This is a genomic window from Clostridium sp. UMB9555A (assembly GCF_030222355.1).
GTDB classification, from domain to species: Bacteria; Bacillota; Clostridia; order Clostridiales; family Clostridiaceae; genus Sarcina; species Sarcina perfringens.
Genome location: NZ_JASORQ010000003.1, coordinates 84,563 through 108,911 on the forward strand (window position 1 = coordinate 84,563; position 24,349 = coordinate 108,911).

Consider the following 24,349-nt stretch of genomic DNA (forward strand, 5'->3'; position numbering starts at 1 on the left):
TTTAAAATACAACCCCTTCTTAATTTGTAATATATAATTGATGCGCAAAGTATATCTTTTATACTATTTAAGCCTAAAATTTTTCAATTATTATATATTACTTTTCTAATTTATAAACTATTGATTCATATGGTCTTAACTTTAAATTTAATAAATCTAATGTACTATCCTTATAATTAGATATTAAAATACTCTTATTATAATTTTCTAGCCCTTCAATTTCCTTTGATAAATCTACTAAGCACTCTTCTCCATAGAAGTTATTTATAACAAGTAACTTTTCATCATTATAATTTCTTTCATAAGCATAAACTTTAGGATGCTCTTCTAAAAGCTGAATGTAATCTCCATAGGCTATTACATCTTCATTCTTTCTTAATTCAATAAGTTTCTTATAATGATAAAATACAGAATCCTTATTTTCTAAAGCTCTTTCAACATTTATTTCTCTATAATTATTAGCAATATTTATCCAAGGAGTTCCTGTAGTAAACCCAGCATTTTTTTCTTCATTCCATTGAACAGGAGTTCTTGAGTTGTCTCTTGATTTGCTCTTAAGGATTTCCATTATTTCTTTTTCATCAATTCCCTCTTCTTTTAAAATATTAAAATAGTTTATTGATTCTACATCCCTATAATCTTCAATACTTTCAAAACCTGGATTTGTCATTCCAATTTCTTCTCCTTGATATACATAAGGAGTTCCACTCATCATATGAATTGAAGTGGCTAGCATTTTTGAAGATTCATTAAAGTATTTCTTTATATCTCCAAATCTTGAATTAACTCTTGGTTGATCGTGGTTACACCAAAAAACAGCATTCCAGCCTCCTCCATTAATCATTCCTCTTTGCCAATTATTAAAAAGTTTTTTTAATTCAATAAAATCAAAATCCATTAAAGACCATTTTTGGCCATCTTTATAATCTACCTTTAAATGATGAAAATTAAATACCATTGATAATTCTTTTTCCTTAGGATTAGAATATTTTATACAGTTTTCTATAGTTGTTGATGACATTTCACCAACAGTTACTATTTCTACATCTTTACCAAAAGTTCTTTCATTAAGTTCTTTTAAATACTCATGTATTCTATGTCCATCAGTATAAAATCTTCTTCCATCACCTTCATAATCATTTTCAAATTTTTCTGGTTTAGAAATAAGATTTATAACATCTAATCTAAATCCTTTAACCCCTTTATCTATCCAAAAATTCACCACTTTATAAATTTCTTCTCTTAATTCTTTATTATCCCAGTTTAAATCAGCCTGTGAAACATCAAATAAATGTAGGTAATATTCTCCTAGCTCCTCAACATACTCCCAAGCATTCCCTCCAAACTTTGAAATCCAATTTGTTGGCGGTTCTCCTTTTTTTCCTTCTTTAAAAATGTAATAATTTTTATATTTTTCTTCGCCCTTTAAAGCTCTTTGAAACCATTCATGCTCTGTAGAAGTATGATTAAAAACCATATCAAGCATAATATCTATATTTCTACTTTTAGCTTCCTTAACTAGCTCTTCAAAATCTTCCATAGTTCCATATCTAGGATCAATTTTATAATAATCTGCTATATCATATCCATTATCTTTTTGAGGAGATACATAAAATGGAGTCATCCAAATATAATCTACTCCTAAAGATTTAAGATAATCTAATTTTTCAATTACTCCTCTTAAATCTCCAAGACCATCTCCATTTGAATCCTTAAATGATTTTGGATATATCTGATAAACAACACTTTTCTTAAAATCTTTCATAATTCACACCTCACACAACCTGTACGTATAAGTTATTTTAAATATATTCTAATTTACTCTTTCTGTCAACTCTTGTTAAATTCTAAATATAATTTTTAGTTATATTTAAATCCATAATTTAATAGATCTTACCTAGTATTTCATGTATTATTTTACCTAAAATCTATATAAGCAAAAGGTGGAGTTACCCCCACCTTTTTATATTATTTTGAAGCCATGTTAGCTAATTTTGTCTTTGAGAATACTATTGTTAAAACGAATGGTACAACTATTGCTATTCCCATTGCAACTAAATACATTAACATGCTAGATGATTGCATTGATAAGATTGCTGGTAATCCACCAACTCCTACTGAGTTTGCCATACATCCCATTGCCATTGAGAACATACCAGAAACTCCTGCTCCAATCATAGAGGCTATGAATGGGTATAAATATTTTAAGTTAACCCCAAACATTGCAGGTTCAGTTACCCCTAAATATCCTGAAATACATGCTGGTATTGATATTTGTTTTTCATCTTCATCTTTTCTATTTACATATATCATAGCTAAAACTGCTGATGCTTGAGCTATATTTGATAATGCAATTATTGGCCATAAGAATGTTCCACCTATATCACTTATAAGTTGTAAATCAACTGGTAATAAAGTATGGTGTAATCCTGTTATAACTAATGGTGCATAAATCATTCCAAAAATTCCTGCAAATAACCATCCAAATGATGATGTTAAGCCTGCTACTATAACTCCTGATATTACGCTACCTATTTTCCAACCTATAGGTCCTAAAACAGTGTGTGCTAATAATACTGTTGGAATTACTGAGAAAAATGGTACTATTATCATTTGTATAGGACCTGGTGTAATCTTCTTAAATAATCTTTCTAAGTAAACAAAAGTGAATCCAACCATGATTGCTGGTAAAACTTGTGCTTGATATCCTATCATTGGAACTTGAGCAAATCCAAAGTCCCAAACTGGAGCAGCGGCTCCATTACCTGCACTATATGCATTTAATAATTGTGGAGATACTAAAGTTATACCAATAACTATTCCTAGCATTTGATCTGCTCCCATTTTCTTAGCAATTGACCAAACAACTCCTACAGGTAAGAAGTGGAATATTGCCTCTCCTATTAACCATAAGAAACTATGTGTTCCTGCCCAGAATTGAGAAATTTCAACTAAAGTCTTAGTTCCACCTTCAAATAATTTCATATCTCCGATTACATTACGGAATCCTAATATAAGACCTCCAACTATGATAGCTGGTATTAATGGAGCAAATATTTCTGCTAAGCCTGCAACTGCTCTCTGAACTATATTCATATTCTTCTTAGCAACCTTCTTGACTTCTTCCTTACTTTCTCCAGATACTCCAGTCTGTCCAACAAAATCATTATAAAAAGTTGCAACTTCTGGTCCAATTATTACTTGAAACTGTCCTGCTTGAGTAAAAGTCCCTTTTACACAAGGAATAGCTTTTATTTTTTCAACATCTGCTTTGCTTGTATCATTTAAAACGAATCTCATTCTTGTAGCACAGTGAGTAACTGCAGCTACGTTTTCTTTTCCGCCTATGTACTCTGTTAGTAACTTTGCATCTTTTTCAAACTTACTCATCTTTTTCCCTCCATAACTTGTACGTATATCTTATGGCTTTATACTAACATATACGTATATGTAGTGTCAACCTTTTCATTAAACCTTTTCAAAAGTTTTTATAATCTTTATTTTCTTTAATATCATAGTAAATATTACATAAAAAAATAAGCTATGATAGATATTTCTTTTCAACCATAGCTTATATATTTTTTCAGTATTAATCTAATAAACTAGCTCTAAATAAATATACTTTTTAATCAAACTATCCATTTATCTTTAATACCATATAAAATTAATTGTCTAAATTTATTTCTTTTGAATACATTATAATGTCTTTATCTACATTAGCTCTTTCTTCATCACCCTTTACAACTTCACTCCAAAATTCTACTCTTATTTTATGAAAATCTCTATCATCCTTAATTATTGTAGCAACTGAGTAATCATCATACCATTTATCTGATTCTATTAAAATCATTTTTCCATTTTCATCAAATACATAAAGCATACAACTCATAATTTCCATATCTTTTGTGTGTTTTGTTATAATCTTTATCTCAGATGGTGTATTATAAATTTTATTTATCCCCAATCCTCTTTCATTTACATCATTAATATCTATCTCTTTTGTAAGAGACTTTTCAACTTTTACTGGGATTTTAAATCCCCAATTTCCTTTAAATACTTGACCTTCATCATCTGATGAACTCATATTTTCAATAGCTAAAGCATTAATAGTAGTAATAAATTCAAATTCATTTGGTATTGGCTTTTTTAAGTCTATTAAATCATATTGTCCCACACCAATAAACGTATGATCATCTATAAACTTCCCTTCTATTCTCCCATTTCTTTCAATAATCTTTTCATCAGTAAAACTTAATTTAATATCTGCTAATGGCAACATTTGATTATTAACTACATTAGGGAACTTATCATCTTTTATATATTTAAAAGCATCTTTACTTTCAACTTTATAAGTTATATATAAAGACTGACCATCATAAATTGCTTCCGATATTGTTATTCCTATTCCATTATTACTAACTGTTTTATTAATTTCAGTTTCATATTTTAATGAAGATCCACTTCCCTTAATATTGTCATGAATTTCTTCAAACATAATCTTTATATTAGAAATTCCTTGAGCTAAGGTAGTTGTCCCAATTCCTAAAGTAATAACTATAGCAACACTTGCAGCAATAGTTTTAAATACTTTCTTATACCCTTTACCTTTTATTTTATTTTTCTTTTTATCTTCATGAGCCATATTTATTGCCTCATCTATAACATCATCTAAATCATTTGGTAAATTTATCTTATCTAAGTCTTTTTTATTCATTTAAATAGCCCTCCTTTAAAACCTCACCTAAAGCTTGTTTTGCTCTTCTCAAATAAGTTTTAACTGTGTTTTCTGGAATTTCCATAACTTTTGAGATATCTTTTATTTTCATATCATTAAAGTACATCATGATTATTACTGTTTTATAATTATCATTTAATAAATCTATTGCATTATATAAATCTAACTTTTCCTCTGTGGATATTTCACATTTTTCTTTTATTATTGGTGTACTTTCATCCAACATTTCATTTTTTCCTTTTTTCTTAAGGAAATCAATTGATACATTTATTAAAATTCTTGTAATCCATGTGTTAAAAAACTTTGCTTTTTTTAATTTTTCAATATTTAAAAAGGCTCTATATATGGTTTCATGTATAACTTCAAGGGCATCTTGCTCATCTTTAACATATAAAAATGCCATTTTATATAAGTATTCTTTATTCTTTTTTATAAGGATTCCAAAGGATTCTTTATTTCCTTTCATTGATTCTTTTATTAACTTAATTTCATTTAATTTATTTTTTCTATCTATATCTAGATATGATATACTCATGGTTTTTTCCATCTTTCCCCTCCTAGCAAAAACTTTAACATCGATGTCTACATACATTAGTCTTTTTAAGTAGCTAAAAAGTTTCAAATTTTTTTATTTTTTCTTTAAGTTAGGTTTTATTTAAAAAACTTTCTAAAATAATATTCTTTAAACACCCCTTCACTAAAAACTATACTAATTATAAATTAAGCAATAAAAAAAGCATATTAAGACTTATATAAATCCTAATATGCTTCTTATAATCTTTATTTAACATATAATAAATACTCACTATTGTTCTATTAAACCTTCTCTAATTAAGAAAGCTTTAGCAACCTCTTCTGGTGATTTACCTAATACATCTACTTCATAGTTTAAGTCAATCATTTTTTCTTCATTGATTTTACCACTTAAAGAGTTTAAAATCTCCTTTAATTGTGGATATTTTTCTAAAGTTTTATTGTTAACTATAGGTACTGCACTATAATTTACAAAGAATTTCTTATCATCTTCTAAAGTTTTTAAATCAAACTTTTTAAGAAGTCCATCTGTTGAGAAAGCATCTATAGCCTGTGATTCCCCATTTGATAATGCTGAGTATCTAAGACTTCCATCTAAAGATTTAACATTTTTGAAATCCATGCCATAGTAATTCTTTAATCCTACTAAACCATCTTGTCTATTTTGGAACTCAATAGTTGGAGATAATACAAATTCATTACTGTACTTTGATAAATCTGATATGGTATTTATTTTATACTTATCAGCTAATTCTTTTGATATAGCTATATTATAAGTATTATTAAAACCTAGTGGTTCCATTACTGTTAACCCATGTTCCTTGTTCATATTTTCTTTTATGCTATTATAATAATCCACACTATTATCAATATTATTTTCTTTCATAACATTAACAAGTAATGTTCCAGTATAATCAATATACATGTCAACATCACCTTTTTCAAGTGCTCCAAAGGCAACTGATGTTCCTCCTAGATTTAACTTTTTTTCAACTTGTAAATCTGTTTTAGCCTGAACTAAATCTGCATACATATTTCCTAAAATAAGTTGCTCAGTAAAGTTTTTTGATCCAATAACCACTTTATCTTTTTTACTTGATATAAATGATGAAATTCCCATAAATAAAATAGCTATTATCATTATTACACTTATTACTTTAAGAACAAAAGTATTTTTCTTTTTGTTATCATTACTTAATCCCTTTGGTGTAACAGCTACCTCTATTTTTCCAAAAATAAAGTCAACTATCAAGGCTAAAATACAAGCTGGTATAGCTCCTGCTAAAATCATATTATTATTTACCGTTTGAACTCCTGAGAATACTAAGTATCCAAGTCCACCAGCACCAATAAAGGCTGCTAAAGTCATAAGCCCTACGGCTGTAACTGCTGATATTCTTATACCAGACATTATTATTGGCAATGCTAATGGTAATTGTATCTTAAATAAACTTTGGTTCTTAGTAAGACCAATTCCCTTAGCAGATTCTAATACTACTGGGTCTATGCCAGAAATTCCTGTGTAAGTATTTTTAACTATTGGAAGCAATGAATATACTACAACCATAAAGATTGCAGGTGTACTCCCTATTCCTAATATGGGAATAAGCAATCCTAGTAAGGCCATAGAAGGCACAGCTTGTACTAAGTTTACAAATCCTATTATAGGCTTTCTTAAAAATTTGACCCTTGAAACAAGAATTCCTAAGGGAACTCCTATTAATATAGCTATTCCTATAGCCGTAATTGTTAAATATATATGTTGAACTAATAAATCTAATATTTGAGTTTTCTGTGAAATTACATATTGTAATAAATTATTCAAATATATTCACCTCCATGTCTAAGAATTGGTCGCTTAATATTGAAAGTAAACTACTTCTTGTTATAAGCCCTACCAATTTTTCTTCTGAGTTAACAACAGGTATAAATCCTACTGAGTTTTCATTCATTACAGTTAAAATATCAACTAAACTATCATCTTCGTTAACTCTTAGTGGATTTTCACTCATAATTTCTGAAAGTGCTCTTGATTTTTCATTTGTAATTTTTATATCTTTAAAAGTAACAATACCTTTAAGTACATTTTCTTTATCAATAACTAATAAACTATCGACCTTATTACTTCTCATTATTTCGATTCCCTGTAATATGGTTCTAGTCCCTTTAACAGATACAGGATTTTTTATCATTATATCCTTTGCCTTTATGAAGTCAGGATTATTCCAAACCCTATCTGATCCTATAAAATCTCTAACAAAATCATTTGCTGGATTTCTAAGTATATTTTCTGGAGTATCATATTGAGCTATTTTTCCTCCATTCATTATGCATATTTTATCTGCTATCTTTAAAGCTTCATCCATATCATGAGTAACAAAAATAATTGTCTTTTTAAGTTCCTCTTGGATAGTAAAAAGCTCTTCCTGAAGTGAAGTACGAGTTATTGGATCTAAAGCACTAAAAGGCTCGTCCATTAAAATTATCTCAGCATCTGTAGCAAAAGCTCTTGCAAAACCTACCCTCTGTTGCTGTCCTCCACTAAGCTCTGATGGATACTTATTTAAATAAATTTCAGGATCTAATCCAACCATATTTAAAAGATCTAAAGTTGTCTGCTCTATTTTTTCAACATCTTTGCCTTTCTTTAGTCTTGGAATAAGCTCTATATTTTCCTTTATTGTTAAATGTGGAAACAATCCATTATTCTGAATTACGTATCCAATATTTCTCCTTAATTCAATAGGATCTTCCTTCGCCAAAGATTTCCCATTTATAAATATTTCACCAGAAGTAGGTGTTATTAACTTATTTATAAGTTTTAAAGTAGTTGTTTTACCACATCCACTAGAACCTATTAAAACAACTAGACTTCCTTTATCAATAGTTAAAGAAATATTATCTAGTATCTTTCTGTCCCCTATTTGTTTAGATACATTTTTTATTTCTATCATACAAATCCCCCTTTTCTTCTGACAACTTTTATTATTTTAAAAAGTTGTTAGTTCATTGTAACACGATTTTAAGTTAAATTCAAATTTTAATTTGTTTAACCTAAAATTTATTTCATATAATTTATTAAATCCTAAATACTATGTTAGTTCATCTTAATAGCTATATTACTATCATTACTAACTTTTAAAATAGTACTTAAAATAATAAAAAAACACCATTATATAAAACAGTGCTCTACATAATAATATCTATTTATTTTTTGCCTCTTTTAAAATATTCTTTACATCTTTACTTGTTCTTCTTTTATTCTTTTTACTTTTACTAAATTCATTACAAATATTATATATTAACAAATTTTTATCCTCCTTTTTATTTAAATTTTAAATGAATTCTCCCTATATAGAGAATTCAACTTTCACTTAAATTATAGACATAATTTAATATTTATATATCAAAATTTTCATTTTTTCCCTTTAATTCACAGGTTTAATTGTAAGTATTAAAAATCATCTAGTTTCTCTTTTGAGTTAACAACTAAGTATGAATATATTCTATTTTTTTCAACAAAAATTAAACTAATCAAATATCATTCTAAATCAACTTTAATTAGCTATAATATATGAAAATACATATTATTAATTTTTCACGCAGTACCTTTTTATAAATCTTAAATATAAATAGTCCTATGATGTAAAACTGTCCTGAATTAATAATATACTTTTAAATTTTTTACTGGATTTATTAAGAATATTTTAGGTGTTATGTTTTTATACCATTTATCATGTTTTTAGAAATTTTAAAACATTAGTATAAAATAATTTTGTACCTATTGAAGTGAAAATCCTCTTTACGAAGTGAATTACAATTTACCATATTGTAATTTAAATATTTTATCTCTCTTCTATACCTTTTTAAACCTGAGAACAAACTCTAAACTTTATTTTATTATAAAAATAATTTATTTCTATATTCTAATTTCAGCATTTAAACCCACAAGCTGAGAGTTAAGTATAACATATAAAAGTAATAAATGCAAACATTCGTTCTCTTTTGAATTTAGAAACCTTATCTTTAAAATACTTTTCCTTATATTTAAAGTAAAAGAATTTATCAAAGATCATGAATAAAGCTTACAATTAATATGTTATGTACCGGTAAGTTTTATTAATAAATCTCTTTGATAAATTCTCTTAAAAATATTTATGAACCTAAAAAATCAATATTTAAATATAACCAAATTTAATTTTCATATGAAATTTTCTTAACCAAACAAAAAACTTTTATTTTAACCTTTATTACTAAAATGTATGTCTTTTATTACATTATCTATTTTTTCAACAGACTTATCTTCAGCTTTAAACTTTTCTTCTATGCTAAAACCTGTTCCATCCACTAATAATTGATGGAATTTTTTTATTCCTAAGAATTTCATTACATCTTCAACATAATTTAAACCTTTGTTAAATACGCCTCTAGTAAGCCAAGGAATTTCTCCACCTGAAGATTGTATATAAACCATTTCCCTCTGTTTATCATCTAATAATCCTTTTACTTCTTCTGGTGTTATTTTTATTGTTATTTTATTTTGAACAACACAATCTATATACTCCTTTAATGGTGCTGGGAAAGATAATGTCCATAAAGGGGCTGCTATTACATATAAATTTGCACTTTTAAATTGCTCACTTAATTCTATTATTCTTTTTACTTCTTCCTTTGTCTTTGCATCTATACTGGCATTCTCGCAATCTACCACAGAGCTTCTTCCTGAAAAATGCTTATGCTCTAATCTAGGAATAAAATCTTTGTATAAGTCAACTTCCTCTATTTCAAACTCTGGATTCAACTCTACAAACCTACTTATAAAAGCTCTTCCAATAGTCTTACTTGATGAAAGCTTTTCTGGCTTTGAGTTTACTGTAATGTAAAGTAACTTTTTCATATACTCACCTCATCTAAATTAACTTCTTTTTCTTATCTTGTGATTTTTTTAGTTTTTTATTAATAATTATCTAATTTTAAATAAGTTTTTATTTTTTAGCCAAAATAAGTTTATATTATTAAAAATACTTACTATAAACCTTTAATTTCGTTGATAACACTTATCACTTTATTATTGACAAAAGAAAAATCAAAGAGTATATTTGAATCACAACCACCCCCTAGGGGAGGTAAAAATTTAAAAGGAGGAAAACTGTTATTCCTTTCTTTATAACAAGGGAATATAGCAGCTATAATTTTTATGATAAATAAATCACTTAAAATAAAAGGTATGAGTTGTGCCGCTTGTGCTGCTAGAATCGAAAAAGTTCTAGGTAAAATAGATGGTATATCAAAAGCTAATGTTAATTTTGCAACTGAAAAATTAAACTTAGAGTTTGATGAAAATAAAATTTCCTTTAAAGAAATAGAAGAAAAAATAAATAAGCTTGGCTTCTCAGTAGTTAGAAACTTAAAGAAAGAATCTTTCAAAGTTTCTGGAATGAGTTGTGCTTCCTGTGCGGCTAGAATTGAGAAAGTTTTAAATAAATTATCTGGTATTTCTAATGCAACTGTTAATTTTGCTAATGAAAGTCTTCAAGTTGAATATGATGAAGATGAAATTTCCTTAAAAGAAATTAAAGAAAAAGTAAAAAAATTAGGCTTTGAACTAAAAGGAAATAATAAGTCTACTTCATTTAAGGTAGAAGGAATGACTTGTTCAGCCTGTGCAGCTAGAATTGAAAAAGTAACAAGTAAAATGGATGGTGTTGAAAGTTCTAATGTTAACTTTGCAAATTCTACCCTTAATATTTCTTTCGATAAAGATAAACTTTCTACTAATGATATAAAAGCAAAGGTAGAAAAATTAGGATATAAACTTTTAGATGCATCTCAAGAAGATGAACATGAAAAAGCAAAAGAAAATGAAACTAAAAGAATGAAAAATAGACTTATTGGCTCAGCAATATTCACTATTCCATTATTCATAATCTCAATGGGACATATGGTTGGCCTTCATTTACCTAATATAATAGATCCAATGCATAATCCCTTAAACTTTGCACTTATTCAATTGCTTCTTACAACTGTGGTTATATTCATATGTAGAGATTTCTTCATACATGGTTTTAAGAATTTATTTATGAGAAGTCCTAATATGGATTCCTTAATAGCTATAGGAGCTGGTGCTGCATATGTTTATGGTTTATTTGCAATATATCACATTTATATGGGAGATAATAACTATGCTATGCAGTTATATTTTGAATCTGCTGGAACAATACTTACATTAATAAGTTTAGGTAAATACTTAGAAACTTTAACTAAAGGTAAAACTTCTGATGCAATAAAAAAACTTATGGGATTAGCCCCTAAAACAGCTACTCTACTTGTAGATGGCAAAGAAAAAATTGTATCTATTGATGATGTTCAAGTTGGTGATTTAATACTTGTTAAACCCGGTGAAAAACTACCTGTAGACGGTAAAGTTGTAGAAGGATATACATCAATTGATGAAAGTATGCTAACTGGAGAAAGTATTCCTTCCGAAAAAAATATAGGTGATACTGTATTTGGAGCTAGTATAAATAAAAATGGAAGAATAATTTATGAAGCTACAAAGGTAGGTAAAGATACTGTAATTTCTCAAATAGTTAAGTTAGTAGAAGATGCTCAAGGATCAAAAGCTCCAATTGCAAAATTAGCTGATACTATTTCAGGTTATTTTGTACCTATAGTAATATCTTTAGCAGTAGTTGCAAGTTTAGCTTGGTATTTCTCTGGTGAAAGTAAAACTTTTGCACTTACAATCTTTATATCTGTATTAGTAATTGCTTGTCCATGCGCTTTAGGTTTAGCTACCCCAACAGCTATTATGGTTGGTACAGGTAAGGGAGCTGAAAATGGAATACTTATTAAAAGTGGTGAAGCTTTAGAAAGCACACAAAACTTAAATACTGTTGTCTTCGACAAAACAGGAACAATAACTGAAGGTAAGCCTAAGGTTACAGATATTATTTGTGAAAATATCTCAAAAGATGAACTGCTTTTATTAGCTGCCTCAGCAGAAAAAGGTTCAGAACATCCTCTTGGAGAAGCTATTGTTAGAGATGCTGAAGAAAAAAATCTTACTCTAAAAACAGTTTTAAATTTTGAAGCAATACCTGGTAAAGGAATTAAATGTTCTATTGAAGATAAAAGAATTTTATTAGGTAACTATAAACTTATGAAAGATAAAAATATAAATATTAAAAATTTATTAGCGACTTCTGAAGAACTAGCTTCAAAAGGAAAAACTCCTATGTTTATTGCTATTGATGAAAAAATAGCTGGTATAATAGCCGTTGCCGATACAGTTAAAGAAACAAGTAAAAAAGCTATAGAAACCCTACAAAAAATGGGACTTGAAGTAGTAATGTTAACAGGAGATAATTTAAAAACAGCTAAGGCTATTGCAAAAGAAGTAGGTGTAGATAGAGTTATTGCTGAAGTTCTTCCTCAAGAAAAAGCAGAAAAAATTAAAGATCTTCAAGATGAAGGCAAAAAAGTCGCTATGGTTGGTGATGGAATAAATGATGCTCCAGCTTTAGCTATTGCTGACATTGGAATGGCTATAGGTTCAGGTACTGATATAGCTATGGAATCTGCTGATATAGTTCTAATGAAAGGCGATATATTACATGTTGTTGGTGCTATTCAATTAAGCAGACAAACAATGAAAAATATAAAAGAAAACTTATTCTGGGCCTTTGGATATAATAATTTAGGTATTCCAGTAGCAATGGGAGTTCTTCATATATTTGGAGGCCCATTACTTAATCCAATGATAGGTGCCTTTGCCATGAGCTTTAGTTCAGTATCAGTATTATTAAATGCCTTAAGACTAAAAAAATTCAAACCAAATTATAAATAAGCTTTTTAATTTAAATATATTATATTCAAATTAAAATTATAAACTTTTAAAATCCTTAACCCTTAATTACAAATAAAAAAACAGAGTCCTAAGACTCTGTTTTTTTATTTTAACAATATTATTTTTGATTGATTTGTTGAGCATCTATAACGATTAATGGAATTTTATTTCCGTCAGCATCTTTAATGTTATTTAAATTAATAACATTTTTATACTCTGTTCCCTCTGCATTTAATTCATTTCCTGTAGTTGGATCTACTTCTAAGTTAAGGATTACTTTTCTTGAACTAGTGTATCCTCCAATGCTATTTTCAACTGAAGTTTCAACTGAATCTAATTTGAAACTGTCCTCAGTTTGTCCTAATGAATATGGTGATTCTTCAGTTGTGAAAGTTAAATTAAACATATCATCAATAGTTACACCTGGTTTTATTTCATGGTTTAATAGGTCTGGATTAATTTTAACTGTTACATTTTGCTCTAAAGTTCCGTTGTTACTTATTAGTAGTTCTCTTTTAAAAGAATCTCCTGGTCTAACATTTACAAATTTTCTACCTGGCTCTTTGTCTAATATTTCTGAATCTGGATCTACAACAGACCACTCTCTTTCATTATAATCTACCTTAACATCCAATGTACCCATTGTAAGTTTTATATCCCCATTTACTGTCTCTCTGTCTGTGAACCAAGCATATGATCCAACTGCTCCTACCATTAATGCACCGGCTAATAACATACCTACTACTTTTTTCTTCATAAAATTTCTCCCCCAAACATTTCATTTTTTTTATATACATAAAATGTATGATTACTTTAATAATCTACATAAATATTTATATTCGTTTACATTACATAATATTACTTATTTTTTACTTATTTACATTTAATTTTAAATTTATTCATTACCTAGTAGTTCTAATAGTCTTACTTTCTTTAGCTGAAAGTTCTCCATTTGAATATTTAGCTGCCACTTTAAAATTGTAAATAGTATGTCTATTTAATTTTGAAACCACAAACTCTGTAGATTCAGCTGGAACTTCTGTTAATTTATTTCCATCTTTATATATTACATATCCCTCTAACCCCTCAGTTGTTATTGGAGCATTCCATGTTAATTTAACATTTTTCTTATTTACTTCTGGAATTTCAAAATTTTGTACTGGATTTACTACTATCTCTCCTGAAGCTTCTTCATTGATTTTAACTTCCTTACTTGAAAGTTCTAAGTCATGAGTATTTCCATCTCCAGCTCCTACTAAAGCTGTTGTTACTCCCAAAACTTCTAATTCAGAAGAAATCTTTGGGGTTAAGTTAACTTTTACTAGATCTAAATCTTTTTCTATTTCACTACCTAAAGAAGTTAATAATATTCTAACTTTTCCAGGTTCAACTTCTTTACTCTTTACAAATAAAGAATCATTAAATGAAGTAATTTCATTTAATTTAAATGCTTCTGAATTATATTCAAATAAATATTCTGCTGAATACGCTTCTGTATCTCCATTTAATCCTTCAATTCCTAATATAGCATCAAATGCTGAGCCAACTTGAACTTCATTATTAACCTTTATGGTTGAATTTCCAACAGTTGTTTTTACTTCACCAATCTGTACATTAATTCCTGTATTATCTAATCCATTCAAAGTTGAAACTTTATTATAAACAGTATTAAGTTCTAAAGCATTATTTTCTTTAAGCTTTATTTCATAAATTCCTGGATTAATTCCTTCTGGCATAGTTCCTTTAAATATAGCCGAGTTTTTCCCTTCATAATTAACCATATTTAATGGTACATCTACTCCTCCTATATCTAAAGTTATTTTTCTATCTCCTATGATACTAACTAATTGATTGAAGTTTACTTTTATTGAAACTTCATCTCCAGCATTATAAATTAAATCTTTATCTAAACTTTCAATTGACTGAACTGTAGCTGCTGGTGAATCTTCAGAAGCATTAAACTTAAGATAATTTAAATCAAACTCAGTATATGCCATTCTGCCTGCCCCTTCACCTTCGTAGAATAATCCTAGATTTCCATCTGGTAACTCTGTTAAACAAGAATAAGCAAATGAACCTGGTTTAACTGTTTTATTATAAATCCAATCAAATTCGTATTTTGGTTCTCCATTGTCATAAGTTCCATTCTCATTTATTAAGCCAACCTTAACACTTCCATTTACTCTACTACTTGCGTCTGGGTTTGAGAATATAATTGCATCTTTACCATTTATTTTTCCACTATAATTTATAACACTTAATTGGCAATAAGGCTCTCTTAAAGAAGTATCTTCTAGAACTTCATCATGCCATGTTGCTCCTCCATCAAAACTAGTTGCAATTTTTGTATATGAACCAGTATTCCTCATAAATAATTTTAGTTGTCCATTTGGCATTTCAACTACTTGACACTCTGTTAACTGGGTTCCTGAAGAAACTGTTTCAGAACTTACAGAAGCTGTATCTATTGGAGATTCTCCTAACTTCCAAGTTTCACCAAAGTCATCACTATAAATTACAGTACTTGATTGGAAATCATTTTGATTAGTATAGTATATTGGAAATACTAATCGACCTTTATGCTCTCCATTTTTTATTTGAATTCCCTTTCCTGGTGCAGTTCCAAAGAATTTCATCCACTCTTTCTTAAGTCCTGGATTTAAATCCTCTGGTTCACTCCATGTCTTACCATCATCATCACTATAAATCATTTCAATATGAGCTGTTCCAACAGCTTTAAGTGGAGAATTACTTAGTAAAGCATTTCCGACTTCTTCTCCATTTTGAAGAAGAGTCTTATCATTTTTCATTACATAATCAGTTTGATTTCCTTCTGAATCGTAAACAATTCCATCTTCTCTAACTGTATATTCATTATTTTGAGTATCTTTTAATATAAAATAATATTTTCCATCAATTTCTCTATATCCACTTCCCCCTTCTGTATTAGGGAATCCATAACCTTCTGGGAAATGAGTTACTATAAGAAATATTCTCTCTTTTTCAACTCCATTCTCTTCTATGGTGGCTGACATAAGGGAAGTATCTATAGCTGCTGATTTACCTGGATAATCTAATATTACTTTTCCTTCTTCCCATTCTCCATTTACTTCTTTTCTTCTTATACCCACATCTATATTATTATTAGGAGCATCATGATCGCCATTATTTCTAACATCTATAGAAGCTAAAACCGTTCCTTTTTTAGTTGTTTCTAAGGCAGGAATTCTATATCCTCTTGATTCTAAATATCCAGGATAGAATAATTCTACTGGTTGTGTTTTATAAACATCATCTGGTAATAAACTATCCTCTGATGGAGCCTTAGTTTCTCCTGTTTTTCTTAACAAATAATTATCACTTACTGGTTTATCATAAATATTCATAAAATCTATATCGCCTCTAAATAAGTACTCATTATGCCCATTTGCTCTATCAGTTTTACCAATAAATCCACTATTAAGATTTATTGCATTTAAAAATTTAATATTTGGATCTGATACAGTTTTAACCAGAGAACCATTTAAAAATATCTTAGCCCCTACTCCCTTTTCTATTTTTAAAGCTAAAGTATTTATTCCTTTATTTAAAGTAACATCTGCACTGTGATGTACATTAAAATCTCCATTTCCTTCTTGTCTTCTAAGCTCATATCCTACTTTCCCTCCACTTACATAAAGTGAAAAATAGTTATTTGCTTTATTTCCATCACTTAAACCAATTAAACTTTGAATTGAGGTATCATTCATATTAAATCTAGTTACTATAGTTCCTTCATCTAGTGAGGAGAATTTTTCTAAATCACCAGTTATATTTACCCTTTCTTCCTCCTTAGTTATTTTTAAGTTTCCATAGTTAGCAATTTCATCAACTTCGCCTTTGATCTCATAAACATTTAACTCTGCTATTGAAGCAAATCCACCAACACCTTGAATTGCAGTTATTTTTATCTCTTCTGCATCAATAGGAGAATCAAAAGTTACAGTTTTAACCAAGTTATTTTCTTCCCATGTTCCCTCTGCAACTAAAGCTTCCACCCCATTATTAATAGCACGAATTTCGTACTTAGTTATAAATCCATTACTTCCACTTGTTCTTGGTGTAATAGCTATAGAACTAACCTTTCTAGCTTTTCCTAAATTCACTGATAAACTCTGTGGAAGTGCATCACTACCATTCCATTTTGTATGCCACATAGTATTTATATTTCCATCAATGGCACTTGAAGCTGGATCTTGGCCCTCTTCTGAAGTTGCACTAGCTGTCATTTCTGATTGTGGAATAGCAGTTTCAATAATAGCTTGTCTATCCTCTACAACAACTGGCTTATGATTTACATTAGGATTAGCTTTTACTAAATATCCTCCCATATTAGAAATAAATAAACTTGCAACAAGTGTAGCAATAATCTTTTTACTTTTCATTAGCTCTCCCCCTTTAAAATAAAATAACCTCATATTATGTATACGTTTAAATTAACTTTAATATGACTAAAAATGTGTAAAATATACTTTATAATACACAAATTTTATATTTATCTACTAATTAATAATAACTTTCCACATAAATAAGTTATAATTAATTTGAGAACCATATAATAAATACTAATGAAATAAATTAGGAGGGGTAATTATTGAAAGAACTTTTTGTAGGTTATTTGATTGTAATAAATTTAGTGGCAATAATTCTAATGTATATAGATAAACAAAAAGCTAAAAAACATCAATGGAGAATAAGTGAAGATACCTTAATAGGCGTTTCTATAATAGGAGGAGGAATTGGAGCATTATGGGGAATGCATGTCTTTCGTCATAAAACAAAACATGCAAAATTTACCATAGGTATTCCTTTAATAATAGCAATTCAAGCACTTTTAATTCTTTACTTTATTAGATAAATACGCAAAAAGAACTGTATCAAATTAACCTTTTAAAAATTTCTAAGACTATTTTTGAAAGAGTTACTAAATACTCTCTCTCATTAATTTAAGAAATTTTTTATTAGCTTTTGATACAGTTCTATTTTTTATATTTAAATATCTAAGAATTCTAAATTAAATTTAGCTAAAAATATATTTTACATAAATTTCAATTTTAATTCACTTTAAAAATCTCTAAATATACCCTTAACTGAATTGATTAAGAACTAGTTTTAATTTTAACTAGTTTTTTAATACATATCCTAAATTTATCTAATACTAATCTAGCTTTAAAATCATTCTATTTGTTATTTGCTACTAATAACATCTCTCTTAAAACTTTACAAGCCACAGCCGTTGATGCTCCTGTTTGGTCATACTGTGGTGATAATTCATTAATATCAAATCCCACAATATTTAAGCCCTTAAGTTTTAATATTGAATTTAAAAGTTCATTAAACTGAATTCCACCTGGTTCTGGCGTTCCTGTACCTGGGAATACAGATGGGTCTAAAACATCTAAGTCTATTGTTACATAAACAGGTTTATCTTTAACCCTTTCTAAGGCATAATCTAAAGTATCACAATTAAACTTATTTGTATAAACGTGATCCTTTGCCCATAAAAATTCTTCTTTTTCACCAGAACGTATTCCAAATTGGAATATTTTATTATCTCCTACTAAATCCCAAACTCTATGTATAACAGTAGCATGAGATAATTTTTGACCTAAATAATCTTCTCTTAAATCTGCATGAGCATCAAAGTGAATTATATGAACATCAGGATATTTTTTAAATACTCCTTTAAATGCCCCTAAAGTTACTAAATGCTCTCCACCTATCATAGCTGGTATTTTCCCATCTTCAACAACCTTAGTTGAAAAATCCTCTATTAAAGCTAATGCTCCCTCTGAATTTCCGAAAGGAAGCTCTATTTCTCCTCCATCGAAAATATTAAAATCATAAAGATCTAAATCTTGATATGGACTATAGCTTTCTAATCCCCAAGACTCTCCTCTCATCACCTGACTTGCAAACCTAGTACCTGGTCTAAAAGAAGTTGTTGAATCAAAAGGAGCTCCAAATACAACTATGCTTGATTCATCATATTCAGCTTCACACCCTATAAAAGTACTTACATTTCTATTCATCAACATTCTCTAGCATCTCCTTAACATAATTAGGTAATGCAAAACATCCTTTATGCAAATCAGTATTATAATATTTAGTTTTTAATCCTAAATCATTCCACTTTTCTATATCAGCATTTAGTGGATCATATTTTTTTGATGCAAAACCAAATAGCCAATGTCCTGATGGATAAGTTGGTATATGAGCTTGATAAACTCTACATACTGGGAAACATTCTTTTATTCTCTTATGAGCTCTCTTCATTCCCCTTGCATACTCTTCATAGTATGGGCTTTCATGTTGATTTACAAGTATTCCATCTTCTTTTAAGGCCTTAAAGCAATTTCCATAAAATTCTCTTGTGAACAAACCTTCTCCAGGTCCAAATGGATCTGTTGAATCAACTATTATTAAATCATATTTATTTTCAACTGAACGTACAAACTTTAATCCATCTTCAAAGAATAAACTTACTCTAGGATCATCTAATTTATTAGCTGTTTGAGGTAAATATTCTCTACAAACATCAACAACTAACTTATCAATTTCAACCATGTCTATTTTTTCTATAGTTTCATATCTTGTAAGTTCTCTTACAGTGCCACCATCTCCTGCTCCTATAACTAGTACATTTTTTATATTAGGATTTGTAGCCATTGGAACATGAACTATCATGTCATGATAAATAAATTCATCCTTTTCTGTTACCATCATAAGTCCATCTAATGTGAAGAAAGTTCCAAACTCTTGAGATTTAAAAACATCTATTCTTTGGAAATCACTCTTTCCACTATAAAGTTGTTCATCTACTTTGATTGAAAAACGCACCTTGTCTGTATGTTCTTCTGTGTACCATAATTCCATAATTTAAATTCCTCCTAACAATCTAAAACATTTATATATTCAATTTCCATATCTTCAGGGCCAGTAACTAAACTTCCCTTTTTCTTAGAATACTCAATATAGTCTATAGTCTCTTTAGTTATAAGCTCTCCTGGGGCAAGTATTGGAATTCCTGGTGGATAACACATTACAAATTCTCCAGAAATTAATCCTTCACTTTCTCTTAAAAGAATCTTCTTCTTATCAGCATAAAAAGCCTCTTTTGGCTTAACCTTAACTATAGGATCTATATATTCGTGGTCAAAAATATCTTTTTTATCTTTTTCATGAATTCTCTTAATCTCACTTAAAGCTGAAACTAATCTCTCAATGTTATATCTAGTATCTCCAACTGATATTATGGCAAGAATATTAGCCACATCTCCAAGCTCTATTTGAATTCCATAATCATCTCTTAATATGTCATAAACTTCTATTCCAGCAAGTCCAGTTTCTAAAGTGTTTATAGTAAGCTTAGTTACATCAAAATCATAAATATCATCACCATTATTTATTTCTTTTGAGAAAGCGTAATAACCACCTATCTTATTTATTTCTTCTCTTGCATATTCAGCTATTCCAACAACCTCTTCAAATATTTTTTCTCCATTTAAGGCTAAATTTCTTCTAGCAATATCTAAAGAAGATAAAAGTAAATAAGAACCACTAGTTGTTTGTGTTAAATTTATTATTGTTCTCACATAATCTGGCTTAATTCTATTACACTTCATAAGCAACATAGAACTCTGAGTTAATGAGCCTCCTGTTTTATGTATGCTAACTGCTGCCATATCTGCCCCTGCCTCCATAGCTGATACTGGAAGTCTTTTATCAAAATAAAAATGAGTTCCATGAGCTTCATCAACTAAGACATACATATTATTTTCATGAGCTAACTTAACTATTTCTCTTAAATTAGAGCAAATTCCATAGTATGTTGGGTTATTAACAAAAATAGCCTTAGCATCTGGATTTTCCTTAATGGCTTTTTTTATATCTTCCATTGCCATTCCTAGAGAAATTCCTAGTCTACCATGAATTCCTGGATTTATATACACAGGAGTTACCCCTGTTATTATTAAAGAATTTATTGCAGATCTATGCACATTCCTAGGCATTATAATCTTATCTCCATCTTTGCAAACACTCATTATCATGGCTTGTACAGCTGATGTGGTTCCATTAACCATGAAAAATGCCTTATCAGCACCAAAGGCCTCAGCTGCTAATTCTTCTGCATCCTTTATTACAGAAGTTGGATGACAAAGATTATCTAATGGTTTCATTGAATTTACATCTACTGAAACACAATCTTCACCTAAAAATTCTCTTAATTCTGTATTTCCTCTTCCTTGTTTATGACCTGGTACATCAAAAGGAACAATTCTTTGATTCTTGTACCATTTTAATGCTTCATAAATAGGAGCATTTTCTTGAGAAAGTCTTTTCACAGAAATCCCTCCTTTTCTTAATAAATATTTACACCACCGTATATTTCAATCATCTCTTTTGATATTCTATCTCTTATTTCTCTTCTATCATTTGGAGATAATTCATATGGATCAGAATTAAATAAATAGTTATTTAAAACTATATCCTTAAGCATCATCTTTGTATGGAATATGTTAGATTGATAAACATTAACATCCATAGCATCGTATTTTTTTAGGGTCTCTCCATCTATATAATCTTGAATAGATTTTATATCATGGTCTATGTAGCATTTTCTACCATCAACATCTCTAGTAAATCCTCTAACTCTGTAATCAATAGTTATTACATCTGAATCAAAACTTCCGATTAAGTAATCTAGAGCATTTAATGGAGATATTTTTCCACAAGTAGATACATCTATATCCACTCTAAAAGAAATTATATCGTTATTTGGATGAAATTCTGGATAAGTGTGAACTGTAAGATGACTTTTATCTAAATGTCCAACTACACTATCCCTAAGTTCCAAATATGAAAGTTCTCCTTTATTACATGATGGGTCAATTAGTGCTACTGGTAATGCCTCCTCTGTTATAAGAACATTTACACTAGCTCCCTGAGGTTCATAATCTTGTTTTGAAATATTTAGGACATGAGCACCTATCATTTCTGTAACATCACAAAGAATCTTTGTAAGACGTTCAGAATTATATTGCTCGTCTATATATTTTATATAGTCTTCCTTTTCTCTCTCTGTTTTCGCATAACAAATATCATAAATATTAAAACTTAATGTCTTAGTAAGATTATTAAAACCATAAAGGCATATCTTTTCTTTCAACCCTAACATCAATCCTTTCTTTAAACAACTTATTTTACTGCATAAATATAAATTTTGAATTTATTATATATCACCATTTTATTTTTTTCTATAGCAAATTCTTTCTAACCCTTACCTCAAGCTATCTTCAAAGGGCAGCGTTAATATTTCGGTAACAAAAACTAAATAAAATACTTAGTATTACTAAACAAAAACTTTAGTAAAATGAACTAAAAAAGTATTTAAATATGCCCTTTGAAAGGAATTTTAAGTAAAAATCAAAAAAATCCAAAAAAACTTATTTATTAAGTTTTTTTGGATTTTGTAAATATTTTATTAACAACTATACATTATATTCTTTAACTATAGCTTTAAATTCTTCACTATTATCCTTAATCCACTCTTCAAAAGTTGAATTTTTAGCTTCTACAGCCTTTGCAACCTTAATTAAGAATTCTGGAACCTTGTCTTGAAGTATATCTCCATAGTAATCTCCTAAACGAGTTTCACCTATTCCTAATTTTCCACCAAAATGTAATTCAAATACATTTGATAAAACATCACAAACTTTTTTCTTTTTACCAGCGAATCCTATATCTCCTATTTCATGCATACCACAAGAATTTGGACATCCTGAGAAACGAACTCTTGGTAATGTTCCTTCTTTAATTGAATTTTCTTTTAATAATTCTACAAATTCTCTTAAAGTTTTTTGGCTTTCTAGTACTCCCATTTGACATATTGGTGTACCTATACAAGAAACACTTCTTTCAGCTAAAGTCTCTCCTCCTTTACCTTGAGTAAATTCTAAGATAGCTTCAGCTTCTTTTCCATTTAAGTTTCTTACATACAGATTTTCATCCATACCTAATCTTACTTCTACTTCTTCTATTTTCTCTATTTTTTCTATTAATTCTTTTAATACATCTAAGCTTAATTGTCCTCCAACTGGGTGGAATAAAACAGTATATAATCCTTCTTGTTTTTGAGGTATTAATCTTTCATGTTTTATATTAGTTTTTTCACCTTTTTTACTATATTTTATATCTTCAACCTTAAGGTCTAATCCACCTTTAGCTTTCACTTCTTCTAAATGTTTTCTAAAGCAGTTTTTGAACTCTTCTTCACCCATTCTCTCAACAATATATCTTATACGAGCTTTTCCGTGATTTTTATAATCTCCTTCAGCTACGAATAAATTAGTCATAGCTTCAAGACAATATAATACGTCCTTTTCATCTATTAACTCATCAAATTCCACTGATGTTCTTGGATTTCTTCCTAATCCTCCACCTATGTAAAGTTTAAATGCTCTCTTACCATTGTTGTCAACAGCTAAAAATCCTAAGTCTGTAACTGTGCAATGTGCTGAATCCTCTTCTGTATTTGAAAATGCAGTTTTAATTTTTCTTGGTAAATTATAAGTATATATTTTACTCATATAATGTGCATTAGATGCTAGTGCATAAGGAGTTACATCAAAAGTTTCTCCTATTTGAACTCCTGATAAAGGATTTAAAGCTACGTTTCTTGGGAAGTTTCCACCACCGCCTCTAGTGTATATTCCTTTAGTTAACCCTTCTTGCATTATGTCGCATACAGCATCTATTGATATTCCATGTAATTGTATTGCTTCACGAGTTGTTAAGTGTATTTTTTCTAAATTATATTTTTTAGCCCAATTATATGCTTCCTTTAATAAGTTTAATCCAGCAACTCCTGATGGAACTCTTAATCTCACCATGAATTCTTTTCCTCCACGGTGTGCATAAGCTCCCATACCTCCTGATGCCTTTTTAAATTCACCAACGGTCATTTCTTTATTTAAAAACTTATGTCCTTTTTCTCTAAACTCTTCAATTTCTTTTGATAAAATCTCATTTAATGTATTCATTTTATATCACCTCACTAAAATTTTATGCCTCTAAATTTCATTAGTAAACAATTATTTCTTTATATATCATATAAGTAACTACTTATATGATATATAGTTTTTTCAATAAATATTTTGGAAATATTATCTTTTACAAATTAAATTCCATAT

The 24,349-nt window shown here is 28.7% G+C and carries 16 protein-coding genes; 2 read left to right on the forward strand and 14 right to left on the reverse strand.

Features of this window, described 5'->3' with window-relative positions; translation table 11 throughout:
• Positions 1 to 97 precede the first annotated feature (97 nt).
• The 7 genes from treC to QP548_RS10495 form a co-directional block, all read right to left on the reverse strand.
• Positions 98 to 1,765, reverse strand: coding sequence for an alpha,alpha-phosphotrehalase (gene treC / locus QP548_RS10465; protein ID WP_061426452.1), 1,668 nt, complete (start codon positions 1,763 to 1,765; stop codon positions 98 to 100).
• 203 nt (positions 1,766 to 1,968) lie between these two features.
• Positions 1,969 to 3,390, reverse strand: coding sequence for a PTS system trehalose-specific EIIBC component (gene treP, locus QP548_RS10470; protein WP_061426450.1), 1,422 nt, complete (start codon positions 3,388 to 3,390; stop codon positions 1,969 to 1,971).
• A 274-nt stretch (positions 3,391 to 3,664) separates the two neighbouring features.
• Complete coding sequence (locus tag QP548_RS10475) at positions 3,665 to 4,714, reverse strand: DUF4179 domain-containing protein (protein ID WP_061426449.1); 1,050 nt, start codon at positions 4,712 to 4,714, stop codon at positions 3,665 to 3,667.
• Complete coding sequence (locus QP548_RS10480) at positions 4,707 to 5,282, reverse strand: sigma-70 family RNA polymerase sigma factor (protein WP_061426448.1); 576 nt, start codon at positions 5,280 to 5,282, stop codon at positions 4,707 to 4,709. Before QP548_RS10480 ends, QP548_RS10475 begins: the two co-directional genes overlap by 8 nt.
• Before the next feature lie 258 nt (positions 5,283 to 5,540).
• Positions 5,541 to 7,094 (reverse strand): glycine betaine ABC transporter substrate-binding protein, encoded by a 1,554-nt coding sequence (locus QP548_RS10485; RefSeq protein WP_061426446.1) that lies wholly within the window; start codon positions 7,092 to 7,094, stop codon positions 5,541 to 5,543.
• Positions 7,087 to 8,223 carry a betaine/proline/choline family ABC transporter ATP-binding protein gene (locus QP548_RS10490; protein WP_061426445.1) on the reverse strand — a complete coding sequence of 379 codons (1,137 nt, stop codon included), beginning with the start codon at positions 8,221 to 8,223 and terminating at the stop codon, positions 7,087 to 7,089. The genes QP548_RS10485 and QP548_RS10490 overlap by 8 nt, the downstream gene beginning before the upstream one ends.
• A gap of 1,286 nt (positions 8,224 to 9,509) precedes the next feature.
• A complete protein-coding gene (locus tag QP548_RS10495; RefSeq protein ID WP_061426441.1) occupies positions 9,510 to 10,166 on the reverse strand; it encodes an FMN-dependent NADH-azoreductase in 657 nt (218 codons plus the stop codon).
• A gap of 300 nt (positions 10,167 to 10,466) precedes the next feature.
• On the opposite strand from QP548_RS10495, the gene QP548_RS10500 reads away from it, so the two are divergent.
• Entirely contained in the window at positions 10,467 to 13,118 is a 2,652-nt protein-coding gene (locus QP548_RS10500) for a heavy metal translocating P-type ATPase (protein ID WP_061426439.1), read from the forward strand.
• A gap of 118 nt (positions 13,119 to 13,236) precedes the next feature.
• Here QP548_RS10500 and QP548_RS10505 read toward each other — a convergent pair whose 3' ends face one another.
• Entirely contained in the window at positions 13,237 to 13,875 is a 639-nt protein-coding gene (locus QP548_RS10505; RefSeq protein WP_061426437.1) for a TasA family protein, read from the reverse strand.
• Between the two features lie 145 nt (positions 13,876 to 14,020).
• Complete coding sequence (gene nanJ / locus QP548_RS10510; RefSeq protein ID WP_061426436.1) at positions 14,021 to 17,542, reverse strand: exo-alpha-sialidase NanJ; 3,522 nt, start codon at positions 17,540 to 17,542, stop codon at positions 14,021 to 14,023.
• 209 nt (positions 17,543 to 17,751) lie between these two features.
• Between nanJ and QP548_RS10515 the strand changes: the two genes are divergently transcribed.
• A complete protein-coding gene (locus QP548_RS10515; protein ID WP_003450079.1) occupies positions 17,752 to 18,015 on the forward strand; it encodes a DUF1294 domain-containing protein in 264 nt (87 codons plus the stop codon).
• A gap of 322 nt (positions 18,016 to 18,337) precedes the next feature.
• Here the strand turns inward: QP548_RS10515 and speB are convergent, their stop codons facing one another.
• From speB to QP548_RS10540, 5 genes are all read right to left on the reverse strand, one after another.
• Positions 18,338 to 19,195 (reverse strand): agmatinase, encoded by an 858-nt coding sequence (speB, locus tag QP548_RS10520; RefSeq protein WP_061426435.1) that lies wholly within the window; start codon positions 19,193 to 19,195, stop codon positions 18,338 to 18,340.
• The gene (gene speE / locus QP548_RS10525; protein ID WP_003449853.1) at positions 19,182 to 20,033 is read right to left on the reverse strand and encodes a polyamine aminopropyltransferase; all 852 of its coding nucleotides are present in this window, start codon (positions 20,031 to 20,033) and stop codon (positions 19,182 to 19,184) included. Before speE ends, speB begins: the two co-directional genes overlap by 14 nt.
• 14 nt (positions 20,034 to 20,047) lie before the next feature.
• Positions 20,048 to 21,502, reverse strand: coding sequence for an aminotransferase class I/II-fold pyridoxal phosphate-dependent enzyme (locus tag QP548_RS10530; RefSeq protein WP_061426434.1), 1,455 nt, complete (start codon positions 21,500 to 21,502; stop codon positions 20,048 to 20,050).
• Between the two features lie 17 nt (positions 21,503 to 21,519).
• On the reverse strand, positions 21,520 to 22,335 hold the full coding sequence (gene speD, locus QP548_RS10535; RefSeq protein ID WP_011009885.1) for an adenosylmethionine decarboxylase: 816 nt from the start codon (positions 22,333 to 22,335) through the stop codon (positions 21,520 to 21,522).
• Between the two features lie 313 nt (positions 22,336 to 22,648).
• Positions 22,649 to 24,199 carry a nitrite/sulfite reductase gene (locus QP548_RS10540; RefSeq protein ID WP_061426433.1) on the reverse strand — a complete coding sequence of 517 codons (1,551 nt, stop codon included), beginning with the start codon at positions 24,197 to 24,199 and terminating at the stop codon, positions 22,649 to 22,651.
• Between the last annotated feature and the right edge of the window lie 150 nt (positions 24,200 to 24,349).

Excerpts from the sequence above, each read along its gene's own strand:
- treC (WP_061426452.1), bottom strand. The coding sequence starts at position 1,765 with ATGAAAGATTTTAAGAAAAGTGTTGTTTATCAGATATATCCAAAATCA.
- treP (WP_061426450.1), bottom strand. The coding sequence starts at position 3,390 with ATGAGTAAGTTTGAAAAAGATGCAAAGTTACTAACAGAGTACATAGGC.
- QP548_RS10475 (WP_061426449.1), bottom strand. The coding sequence starts at position 4,714 with ATGAATAAAAAAGACTTAGATAAGATAAATTTACCAAATGATTTAGAT.
- QP548_RS10480 (WP_061426448.1), bottom strand. The coding sequence starts at position 5,282 with ATGGAAAAAACCATGAGTATATCATATCTAGATATAGATAGAAAAAAT.
- QP548_RS10490 (WP_061426445.1), bottom strand. The coding sequence starts at position 8,223 with ATGATAGAAATAAAAAATGTATCTAAACAAATAGGGGACAGAAAGATA.
- QP548_RS10495 (WP_061426441.1), bottom strand. The coding sequence starts at position 10,166 with ATGAAAAAGTTACTTTACATTACAGTAAACTCAAAGCCAGAAAAGCTT.
- QP548_RS10500 (WP_061426439.1), top strand. The coding sequence starts at position 10,467 with ATGATAAATAAATCACTTAAAATAAAAGGTATGAGTTGTGCCGCTTGT.
- QP548_RS10505 (WP_061426437.1), bottom strand. The coding sequence starts at position 13,875 with ATGAAGAAAAAAGTAGTAGGTATGTTATTAGCCGGTGCATTAATGGTA.
- nanJ (WP_061426436.1), bottom strand. The coding sequence starts at position 17,542 with ATGAAAAGTAAAAAGATTATTGCTACACTTGTTGCAAGTTTATTTATT.
- speB (WP_061426435.1), bottom strand. The coding sequence starts at position 19,195 with ATGTTGATGAATAGAAATGTAAGTACTTTTATAGGGTGTGAAGCTGAA.
- speE (WP_003449853.1), bottom strand. The coding sequence starts at position 20,033 with ATGGAATTATGGTACACAGAAGAACATACAGACAAGGTGCGTTTTTCA.
- speD (WP_011009885.1), bottom strand. The coding sequence starts at position 22,335 with ATGTTAGGGTTGAAAGAAAAGATATGCCTTTATGGTTTTAATAATCTT.
- QP548_RS10540 (WP_061426433.1), bottom strand. The coding sequence starts at position 24,199 with ATGAATACATTAAATGAGATTTTATCAAAAGAAATTGAAGAGTTTAGA.